The sequence below is a fragment of the Streptomyces sp. NPDC029296 genome (genome assembly GCF_055569255.1).
This window is the reverse complement of the sequence record NZ_JBVHXT010000050.1, coordinates 58,525-67,896: the sequence shown is the minus strand read 5'-3', so window position 1 is coordinate 67,896 and position 9,372 is coordinate 58,525. Positions and strand designations below refer to the sequence as shown.

Sequence of the window (9,372 nt, the reverse complement as noted above, 5' to 3'; positions counted from 1 at the left end):
GGCGTAGACGGCCACGCTCGCGATCCCGGCGTCCCGGCAGGCCCGGGCCACGCGGACAGCGATTTCGCCACGGTTGGCGATGAGCACCTTGCGCAGACTCATTTCGAGATCCCTTCCCCGGCGCTCCGCACCGGCGCCAACGTCGACTGCCACCCGTTCCCCATCCGTACCACCTCGGCGCCCCCCGCGATGTCGCCCATCCGGTGGCCCCTCCCCGGACCGGGGTGTGCCGGGGCGGGCCGCCGCCGGTGCCCGGCGGCGGCGCGCGGCCTTCCGCTGTGGTCCGGGAGGGCGCCGCGGCCGGTACGGCCGGTGCGGTCGGCGTGGGGGTGAAGGCGGGCGCGCGGCGCCGTCACCTCGTCGGGCGCGTGGGGAGAGGACACGTGCTGCTCCGTGGTTCTGTCGTGGTCCGCGGTGGTACGTGCGTGCCGGGCGGGCCGGCTACGACGCGGTCTGCCAGCTGTGCGAGGCCAGGAACCCGGCGTTGCGCTCCAGCCGGAACCAGCGCGCGGCGGCCGGACGCGCGGCGGCCGGTTCCGCCGCCGCGCCCGCCCGCTGCGCGAGCGCCGTCAGTACGGCCGTCAGCGCGGCGAGTTCCTCGGCGTCGGCCTGTCCCCGGACGATCCGGAAGAGGGGCTCCGCGGTGCTCATGGACACAAGACCTCCGTTGCCGATGTCACTGGGGCGGGTTGCCGTGCTTGCGCATCGGCAGGTCGGCGTGCTTGGTGCGCAGCATCGCCAGGCTGCGGATCAGGACCTCGCGGGTGTCGGCCGGGTCGATCACGTCGTCCACCAGACCGCGTTCGGCCGCGTAGTACGGGTGCATCAGCTCGGCCTTGTACTCCTTGACGCGCTGCCGGCGCACCGCCTCCGGGTCGTCGGCGGCGTTGATGTCCCGGCGGAAGATGACGTTGGCCGCGCCCTCCGCCCCCATGACGGCGATCTCGTTGGTGGGCCAGGCCAGTGCCAGGTCGGCGCCGATGGAGCGGGAGTCCATGACGATGTAGGCGCCGCCGTACGCCTTGCGCAGCACCAGCGAGATCCTCGGCACGGTGGCGTTGCAGTACGCGTACAGCAGCTTGGCGCCGTGCCGGATGATGCCGTTGTGCTCCTGGTCGACGCCGGGCAGGAAGCCGGGCACGTCCAGCAGGGTCACGAGGGGGATGTTGAAGGAGTCGCAGATCTGCACGAAGCTCGCGGCCTTCTCGGACGCGGCGATGTCCAGCACGCCCGCCAGGGACTGCGGCTGGTTGGCGACGATGCCGACGACCTTGCCGTCCAGGCGGGCCAGCGTGCAGATGACGTTGGTGGCCCAGCGTTCGTGGACCTCCAGATGGGTGCCGTCGTCGACGATCTCCTCGATGACGGCCCGCATGTCGTACGGCCGGTTGCCGTCGGACGGCACCAGGTCGTACAGCGCCTCGCCGCGCCGGTCCGCCGGGTCGTCGCAGGGAACGACCGGGGCGCTCTCGCGGTTGTTGGCGGGCAGCATCGACAGCAGGAAGCGGACCTCGTCCAGGCAGGTCTCCTCGTCGTCGTACGCGAAGTGCGCGACGCCCGAGGTCTGGGCGTGGACGTCCGCGCCGCCCAGCCCGTCCTGGCTGATCTCCTCGCCGGTCACCGCGCGGACCACGTCGGGGCCGGTGATGAACATCTGCGAGGTGCCGCGCACCATGAAGACGAAGTCCGTCAGCGCCGGGCTGTAGGCGGCCCCGCCCGCGCACGGGCCGAGCATGACGCTGATCTGCGGGATGACACCGGAGGCGCGGGTGTTGCGCTGGAAGATGCCGCCGTAGCCGGCGAGCGCGGTGACGCCCTCCTGGATGCGGGCACCGGCGCCGTCGTTCAGCGACACCAGGGGCGCGCCGGCCGCGATCGCCAGGTCCATCACCTTGTGGATCTTCTGGGCGTGCGCCTCGCCGAGGGCGCCGCCGAAGATGCGGAAGTCGTGCGCGTAGACGAAGACCGTCCGGCCGTGGACCGTGCCCCAGCCGGTGATCACGCCGTCGGTGTGGGGCTTCTTCGCCTCCAGGCCGAAGCCGGTCGCGCGGTGCCGGCGCAGCTGCTCGATCTCCTGGAAGGAGTCCTTGTCGAGCAGCAGCTCGATGCGTTCGCGGGCGGTGAGCTTGCCCTTGTCGTGCTGGCGGCGCGTCGCGGCCGGGTCCGGGCCGCCACGGGCCGCCTCCTTGATGCCGAGCAGCTCGTCGAGCTGTTTCCTCATGGGTACCCTCCGGTTCCCTTGCCAACTGGTCGGTGGGGCGCGCCGGTTCAGGCCGCGCGTCCGGCGGGGGCCTCGGCGGCGAAGGCGTCGAGGACCTCGGTGAGGCGCTGGGTGTCGTCCGTGCGGTAGGTCCGCGCGCCGGGGACGATGCGGCGGCACAGGCCGCCGAGCACCCGGCCCGGACCCACCTCGACGAACCGGTCCGCGCCGGCGGCGGCCATCCGGGTGACGGTGCCGGTCCAGCGGACCCGGGCGGCGAGCTGGGCGCGCAGGCCGGCGACGATCTCCGCGGCGCCGGGGACCGGCTCCGCCGTGACGCTGGAGACGAACGGGACGGCGGGGTCGCGGAAGCGGACGCCGGCCAGTGCATCGGCGAACCGGTCCTCGATGTCGCGCATCAGGCTGCTGTGGAACGGCGCGCCGACCTTCAGCGCGACGGTCTTGGCCGCGCCCGCCTCGCGGGCGGCGCGGAGCACGCCGTCGACGGCCCCGGTCTGCCCGGACACCACGATCTGCCCGGGTTCGTTGTCGTTGGCGACCTCGACGAGCTGTCCGGTGTCCGCGGTGACGGCGGCGCAGATCTCCTCGACCCGCGCCAGTTCCAGGCCCATGACCGCGGCCATGCCGCCCGGTACCCGCCGGTTGACGCCCGCCATCAGCTCGCCGCGCAGCCGTACGAGGCGCAGCGCGTCGGCCCAGTCGAGCGCGCCGGCGCACACCAGCGCCGCGTACTCGCCCAGGCTGTGGCCGGCCACGGCATCGGGGGCCAGGCCGTGCGCGCGCAGCACCTCCCAGGTGGCGACGCTGGTCAGCAGGATGGCGGGCTGGGTGATCGCGGTGTCGCGCAGGGTGCCGGCGGGGCCTTCCCAGCAGATCCGGGACAGCGGCATGCCGAGGATGTCGTCGGCGGACCGGTAGTGGTCGCCGATCAGCTCGGGCCACCGGTCGTGCAGATCGCGGCCCATGCCCACGCGCTGTGATCCCTGGCCCGGGAAGACATAGGCGATGTCGGCCATGGCGGAACCCCCGTGTGAATGGTCGTCAGTCGATGAGGTGAGGCGGCAGCGGGCGCGCGGGCAACCGGCGTACGGCCGTGACCGGGGGCGCCGTGCCGAGAACGGCGACCGCCGCGGCGTGGCCGGGCGCGCAGGGCACGTCGGCGACCGTCCAGCCGTGCGGCCGGGACCGGGTGTCGGCGCCGAGGTAGTCGGCGGACGCGGGGCGGGCGAGGCCGGTGCCGATGCCCTTGAGGTACGCCTCCTTGCGCGCCCACAACTGGGCGAACGCGCCGGGGCGTGCGCCGGGCGGGAGCCGGTCCAGTTCGGCGCGTTCGGCCGGGTGCAGCGAGGGGGCGCAGGCGTCCACGGTGCCGGGGCCCGGCACGCGCTGCACATCGGCGCCGACGGGGACCGCCGCCACCCCGATCAGGGCCAGGCCGTGGCTGTGCGAGAGGGAGAAGTGCAGCGGGGGCGGGGTGCCCGGGACCGCGGGGCGGCCGTGCGGGCCGCCGCACCCGGGGCACGGCTCGCGGACGAGGACCACCTCGCGCGCGGGAAGGCGCAGGTAGGCACCGAGCAGGGTGCGCAGGGCGAGGTGGGAGGCGACGTACAGGGCCCGGTCGGCGGGACGGCGCAACGCGGCCGCACGCTTGCGCTCCGCCGCGTCGAGCACGTCGAGGACGTCCGGGCCGGCGAGGACCTCCGGGTGGGCGAGGACCTCCGCGTCGGCCAGGGGCTCCGGGTCGGCGCGGACGCGGGGGCCGGGTGGGGCACCCGGTGCGGGGCAGCGCACCAGCCACAGATCCACGCGCCGGCCGTCCGGCACGGGCAACGTCCCGGGCAACGGCTCCGGTACGGGGGCCGGCTCGGGCAACGGCTCCCGTGCCGATGACGTCTCCGGTACCGGTACCGCCTCCCCTGCCCGTACCCCGCCCCCGGCCCGCCGTTCCTCAGCCGGCGTGCGCAAGGCGGAGCCGGGGTTCCGGTGGGCCCGCCCAGCGGGTCAGGGCGGCGCGGACCGTCGCCGGGTCCGGTCCTCCGGCCGCCCAGGCGACGTACCCGTCCGGACGGATGAGCAGCGTGGTGCGGACGGTCGCGGCGGCGGGGACGACACGGTCGGACCACTCCGCCGCCGCCGCGCGTACCGCCTCGTCGGGGCTGAGCAGCACGAACCGGCCGGCGCCCAGGGCGCCGTCGAGCCGTCCGCCGGTCAGCCGTCCGTGGAAGAACCGTCCGACGAGCCGGTGGTCGCCACGCCCGCGCCCATAGGTGATCCCGGTACCGGAGACGGCCAGGCCCTCGCGCCGGCCCAGTGCCTCGCCGAGCGGGCCGAGGTGTCCGGCGCACCAGACCATCGCCTGCTGGGCGAGCCGGGTCCGTCCGCTCTGCCGGATGGCCGCGCGGACCAGGGAGCCCGAGGTGCGCAGCACCTCCTCGCCGACCGGGTGCGTCTCCGCCTCGTAGGTGTCGAGGAGGGCGTCGCCGCCGTGGCCGCGCACCGCCGCCGCCAGCTTCCAGGCGAGGTTCATCGCGTCCTGGAGGCCGGTGTTCATGCCCATGCCGCCGGCCGGCGAGTGGACGTGCGCGGCGTCGCCGGCCAGGAAGAAGCGGCCGTCGCGGTACCGCGTCGCCTGGCGTTCGTCGCTGTGGAAGCGCGAGACCCACCGCGGCTCGTGCATGCCGAAGTCCCGGCCCAGGATGGACCGGCACAGCCGGCGCAGCTCCTCGAAGTCCACGGACTCGTCGGCGGAGCTGTCGGTGTGCCGGTTCCAGGCGAGCACCCGGTAGTAGCCGTCGCCGAAGGGGGCGACGAAGGCGAAGCCGTGCTCGTTGGCGTCCACGGTGAGCAGGTCGGCGGGCGCCTCCTTCATCAGCACGTCGGCGAGGATCACCGAGCGCAGCACGGAGTCACCGGGGAAGGGGATGCCCAGCAGCCCCCGTACGGTGCTGCGCACCCCGTCGGTGCCGACGCCGTACGCCGCGCGGTGCGTCTCCCGGGTGCCGTCGGCGGTGGTGACGTCCACCTCGACGCCGTCCGCGTCCTGGCGCAGCCCGACCACCTCGGTGTCGTGGCGGAACTCCACCCCGAGTGAGGCGGCGCGCCGCTCCAGGACCTGTTCCACGTGAAACTGCGGGGTGATCAGCACATACGGGTAGCGGGTGCGCAGGTGCGCGAAGTGGATGTCCAGCTCGCCGAAGAGCGGCAGGGTGGGCAGCCTGGTGCCGGTGGCGATGACGTCGTCGGCGACACCGCGCGCGTCGAGCTGCTCCAGGGTGCGCGCGTGCACGGTGAACGAGCGGGTCAGGTTGCTCAGTTTCCGGCCGCGCTTCTCCAGGACCGTGACCCGGGTCCCGGCGGCGGCAAGGTCTCCCGCCAGCAGCAGACCGGTCGGTCCCGCGCCGACGATCAGGACGTCGGGGCCGGTCGCCGCGCGGGTGCCCGCCGGGGACGGCGGTACGGACTTCGACATGTCGGTTACTCCCTCGAACTCAAGACACCGGTGTGCCGGACCCTCACGACACCGGTGCGCCGAACCAGCGGTGCAGGGCCGTCGTCAGCCGCTCCGCGCCGGAGTCGGTCCAGACCACGTGACCGTCGGGGCGCACCAGGACCGCACGCGCCCCCGAGAGAGCGGAAGGGCCGTCGGCGGTGCGGGACCCGGCCGTGACGACGTCCACCCGGTCCGCCCAGCCGGCGGCGGTGGTGCGCGGCTCGGCTCCGGACGGGCTACCGGGCGCGAGGTCCAGCAGCATCCCGCGGGCCTGCCTGCCGGACGGGCCGGGGGCCGGGACCGGCTCGCCGTGGGGCAGGCGTGCGCCCAGCAGCGGATGGTCGCCGGGGCCGACGTCGTACCGGATGTCCAGGCCGCTGATCATCCCGGCCAGGTGGGCGCGGGTGTGGCGGGTGTGCGTGGGGTCGATCAGCTCGCGGAAGACCTCGCGCAGCGCCTCCACGTCCGGGCCGCCGAGCAGGAACGTCGTCTGGGCGCGGATGTTGCTCAGCACCCGCTCGCCGACGGCGTGCCGCTCGGTGTGGTACGTGTCGAGCAGGCCGTCCGGGGCCCATCCACGGATCTCGGCGGCGAGTTTCCAGCCGAGGTTGACGGCGTCCTGGAGACCGAGGTTCAGGGCCTGTCCGCCCACGGGCATCTGCACGTGCGCCGCGTCCCCGGCGAACAGCACGCGCCCGTCGCGGTAGCGCGCCACCTGGCGGGAGGCGTCGCCGAAGGCGTTGACCCACAGGGGGGTGCCGCCGCCGATGTCCTCGCCGGTGACGCGCTTCCACACGTCCGCGACCTCGGCGAAGGCGGGCGCGCCGGTGCGCGGCCGGGCCGCGCGGCCGAACTCGTGCACCATCACCCGGGTGACGCCGTCGGGGCGGCGGGCGGCGATGGCGAGGCCCCGCTCCAGCCGCTGGAAGCGCCGGTCGGGGACGTCGATGCCGGCGACGTCCGCGCGGATCAGTTCGCGGCCGGCGTCCTGCCCGGGGAAGTCGGCCCCGGTCAGCTTCCGGACGGTGCTGCGCTCGCCGTCGCAGCCGACGACGTAGCGGGCGCTCACCCGGACGGGCCGGCCGTCGGGGCCGGTGGTCTCGGCCTCGACGCCGCTGTCCGTGACGGTCAGCGTGCGCAGCTCGTGGCCGCGGCGGACGGTGGCGCCGAGGGAGAGCGCCCAGGTCTGGAGCAGTTCCTCGGTGCGGGTCTGCGGGACCTTCCACTGCCCGGGGTACGGCGTGGACAGGGTGAGGTCGAGCGGGACGCCGCCGAAGTGGCCCATCACGTCGTTCGGCGGGGTGCCGAGCGCCTGGAGCAGGCCGCGGGCGGCGAAGATCTCCATGGTGCGGGCGTGCAGGGTCGACGCGCGGGACTCGGTGGCCGGCCGGGGCAGGCGTTCCAGCACGACCACCTCGGCGCCGCCGAGGCGCAGTTCGCCGGCGAGCATCAGCCCGACCGGGCCCGCGCCGACGACGAGGACGTCAGCCCGCATGGTTCCGCTGCGCCTCGGCGTAGTCCTTGGCGTGACCGAGGGTGGCACGGCTGTTGGTGCTCAGCGCGCTCCGCACATAGGCGCGGGCCTCGGCGATACCGGCGTCGGGGCCGAGGATCCTCGGGATGTTGTCGGTGTTGAGGACCACGGTGTGCTGGGAGGAGGCGGTCACGCCGGCCTCGTTCTCGGTGAAGGTCCAGTAGCCGGTGTGCAGGTTCATCAGCGCGGGCAGTGTGACCTGCTTGTAGGCGATCTTCCGGTGCGGGAAGCACACCCGGTACGACTTGGTGGTGTGGGTCGAGCCGTCCTTGGCGCGGGTGTCCATCTCCAGGGTCTGCAGGCCCGGGTACTCCTCCTCGCACCGCACGCTCGCCACGTGCGGCAGCCGCTCGGACCAGAGGTGGGCGTCGTTGACGAAGTCGTAGACGTCCTTGGCCGACCCGGCGATCCGGACGGTGTCCTCGAAGGAGAAGGTGATCTCCTGCGCGGCGTGCGCGAACTCCACGTTGGTCTTCAGCGAGGCCAGCTCGGTGCGGGAGTTGCGGTCCACGGCCTCGTCGATCCAGGCCAGGCCCGCCGGGTCGTCGTCGACGGCGCGGTAGTCGTGCAGCAGCCGCACCCGGGCCCGCGACTCGCCGGCCGGCTCGATGATCCAGGTGCCGCCCATGGCCGCGACCGGCGGGGCGGAGACCTCCTGGCGGAAGGTGATCCGCAGGTCCCGCGGGTCCAGGGTGCGGCGCGAGGTCCAGTTCTTCGCCTCCCCGTTGGCCGTGGCCCAGATCCGGATCCGCTCCTCGGTCTCCCCGCCCTCCAGACGGTCGGCGAAGATGGTGGGCGGGAAGATGCGCGGCCAGTTCTCCACGTCGGCCAGCAGCCGGTACACCGCCTCGGCCGGGGCGGCGACGGTGATCTCGTGCTCGACCTCACGGGTGGTCATCGCGATAGCTCCTTGGAGTCGGGGGATCAGAAGTTGCCGAGGCCGCCGCAGACGTTGAGCGCCTGCGCGGTGATGGAGGCCGCGGTGTCGGAGGCCAGGTAGCCGACCAGCCCGGCGACCTCCTCGGGGGTGGAGTAGCGGCCGAGCGGGATCTTGGACTGGAACTTCTCCAGGATCGCGTCCTCGGTGGTGTCGTAGGCGGCGGCGTAGCCCTGGCGCACCCGCTGGGCCATCGGCGTCTCGACGTAGCCGGGGCAGACCGCGTTGACGGTGATGCCGGTCGGCGCCAGCTCGTTGCCGAGGGCCTTGGTGAAGCCGACCACGCCGTGCTTGGACGCGGAGTACGGGGCGCCCAGGACGACGCCCTGCTTGCCCGCGGTGGACGCGATGTTGATGATCCGGCCCCAGCTCTTGTGCCGCAGCCCGCCGGTGTTGAGCACCTCGCGGGTCAGCCGGAACACGCTGTTGAGGTTGGTGTCGATCACGTCGTGCCACAGCTCGTCGGCGATGTCCGCGGTCACCCCGCCACCGCTGCGGCCGGCGTTGTTCACCAGCACGTCCACCGTGCCGAACCGGTCCACGGCCGCCCGCACGAACGCGTGCACGTCGGCCTCGGAGCGCACGTCCAGCGTGGCGCCGTCCGCCTCCAGGCCCGCGCTCTGCAGTTCCTTCACGGTCGCGGCCACGTTCTCGGCGTCGCGCGCGCCGAGGAACACCCGGTGCCCCTGCTCGGCCAGCAGCCGGGCCACGGCCAGACCGATGCCACTGGTCGCCCCGGTCACCAGGGCGACCCGCTTGTGCTGCGCCATTGTTTCCTCCTGCGGATCTCGATGCTGAAAAGGCCGCCGCCGGACCCGGGGTGTTCGCTCCTCGGGTCCGGCGGCGGGGCCGCGACGGTCGTGCGCGACCGGTGTCGGGCGCCGGCGCCCCGGTCAGGCCGCGGTGGGCTGGCCGATGTGCTCGTTGACGACCTCGATGAGGGCGCGCGGGGTGGTGGCGTCGGTCAGCGCGGTGTCGTCCAGCGTGATGCCGAACTCGCGCTCGATGCGGCCGCCGGTCTCCAGCAGCGCCAGGGACTCGTAGCCCAGCGCCTCGAACTCGGAGTCGAGGAAGTCGTCGCTGTCCAGGTCGACGCTCTCGTCGGCGCCGGCGCCCTCCAGGAGGATGCGCTTGAGGTCGTCGACGGTGAATTCCTGAGTGGCCATGGCTTTTCCTTCTTCCGTGAACAA

10 protein-coding genes are annotated in these 9,372 nt (G+C 73.9%); all 10 read right to left on the bottom strand.

Annotation, left to right across the window (positions count from 1 at the left end; genetic code table 11):
- Window positions 1-96, bottom strand: a 96-nt coding sequence (locus ACZ4W9_RS34135) for a biotin carboxylase N-terminal domain-containing protein (protein WP_279617129.1), incomplete at its 3' end; no start/stop codon positions are given.
- Between the two features lie 345 nt (window positions 97-441).
- Window positions 442-651: an acyl-CoA carboxylase subunit epsilon gene (locus tag ACZ4W9_RS34130; protein WP_467942312.1), complete on the bottom strand. Its 210-nt coding sequence runs from the start codon at window positions 649-651 to the stop codon at window positions 442-444.
- 25 nt (window positions 652-676) lie between these two features.
- Window positions 677-2,221, bottom strand: coding sequence for an acyl-CoA carboxylase subunit beta (locus ACZ4W9_RS34125; protein WP_467942311.1), 1,545 nt, complete (start codon window positions 2,219-2,221; stop codon window positions 677-679).
- 47 nt (window positions 2,222-2,268) lie between these two features.
- Entirely contained in the window at window positions 2,269-3,237 is a 969-nt protein-coding gene (fabD, locus tag ACZ4W9_RS34120; protein WP_467942309.1) for an ACP S-malonyltransferase, read from the bottom strand.
- 25 nt (window positions 3,238-3,262) lie between these two features.
- Complete coding sequence (locus ACZ4W9_RS34115) at window positions 3,263-4,027, bottom strand: 4'-phosphopantetheinyl transferase family protein (RefSeq protein ID WP_467942308.1); 765 nt, start codon at window positions 4,025-4,027, stop codon at window positions 3,263-3,265.
- Window positions 4,028-4,169: 142 nt separating this feature from the next.
- Window positions 4,170-5,690, bottom strand: a complete 1,521-nt coding sequence (locus tag ACZ4W9_RS34110) for an FAD-dependent monooxygenase (protein WP_467942306.1) — start codon at window positions 5,688-5,690, stop codon at window positions 4,170-4,172.
- Window positions 5,691-5,733: 43 nt separating this feature from the next.
- Window positions 5,734-7,206, bottom strand: a complete 1,473-nt coding sequence (locus ACZ4W9_RS34105; protein WP_467942304.1) for an FAD-dependent monooxygenase — start codon at window positions 7,204-7,206, stop codon at window positions 5,734-5,736.
- Entirely contained in the window at window positions 7,196-8,143 is a 948-nt protein-coding gene (locus ACZ4W9_RS34100) for an aromatase/cyclase (protein ID WP_467942303.1), read from the bottom strand. Before ACZ4W9_RS34100 ends, ACZ4W9_RS34105 begins: the two co-directional genes overlap by 11 nt.
- A gap of 26 nt (window positions 8,144-8,169) precedes the next feature.
- On the bottom strand, window positions 8,170-8,952 hold the full coding sequence (gene fabG, locus ACZ4W9_RS34095; RefSeq protein ID WP_467942302.1) for a 3-oxoacyl-ACP reductase FabG: 783 nt from the start codon (window positions 8,950-8,952) through the stop codon (window positions 8,170-8,172).
- Window positions 8,953-9,075: 123 nt separating this feature from the next.
- Window positions 9,076-9,348 (bottom strand): acyl carrier protein, encoded by a 273-nt coding sequence (locus ACZ4W9_RS34090; RefSeq protein ID WP_467942301.1) that lies wholly within the window; start codon window positions 9,346-9,348, stop codon window positions 9,076-9,078.
- Window positions 9,349-9,372: the final 24 nt, after the last annotated feature.

Coding starts and splice junctions, on each gene's coding strand:
- ACZ4W9_RS34110 (WP_467942306.1), bottom strand. CDS start 5,690: ATGTCGAAGTCCGTACCGCCGTCCCCGGCGGGCACCCGCGCGGCGACC.
- ACZ4W9_RS34090 (WP_467942301.1), bottom strand. CDS start 9,348: ATGGCCACTCAGGAATTCACCGTCGACGACCTCAAGCGCATCCTCCTG.
- ACZ4W9_RS34105 (WP_467942304.1), bottom strand. CDS start 7,206: ATGCGGGCTGACGTCCTCGTCGTCGGCGCGGGCCCGGTCGGGCTGATG.
- ACZ4W9_RS34130 (WP_467942312.1), bottom strand. CDS start 651: ATGAGCACCGCGGAGCCCCTCTTCCGGATCGTCCGGGGACAGGCCGAC.
- fabG (WP_467942302.1), bottom strand. CDS start 8,952: ATGGCGCAGCACAAGCGGGTCGCCCTGGTGACCGGGGCGACCAGTGGC.
- ACZ4W9_RS34125 (WP_467942311.1), bottom strand. CDS start 2,221: ATGAGGAAACAGCTCGACGAGCTGCTCGGCATCAAGGAGGCGGCCCGT.
- fabD (WP_467942309.1), bottom strand. CDS start 3,237: ATGGCCGACATCGCCTATGTCTTCCCGGGCCAGGGATCACAGCGCGTG.
- ACZ4W9_RS34100 (WP_467942303.1), bottom strand. CDS start 8,143: ATGACCACCCGTGAGGTCGAGCACGAGATCACCGTCGCCGCCCCGGCC.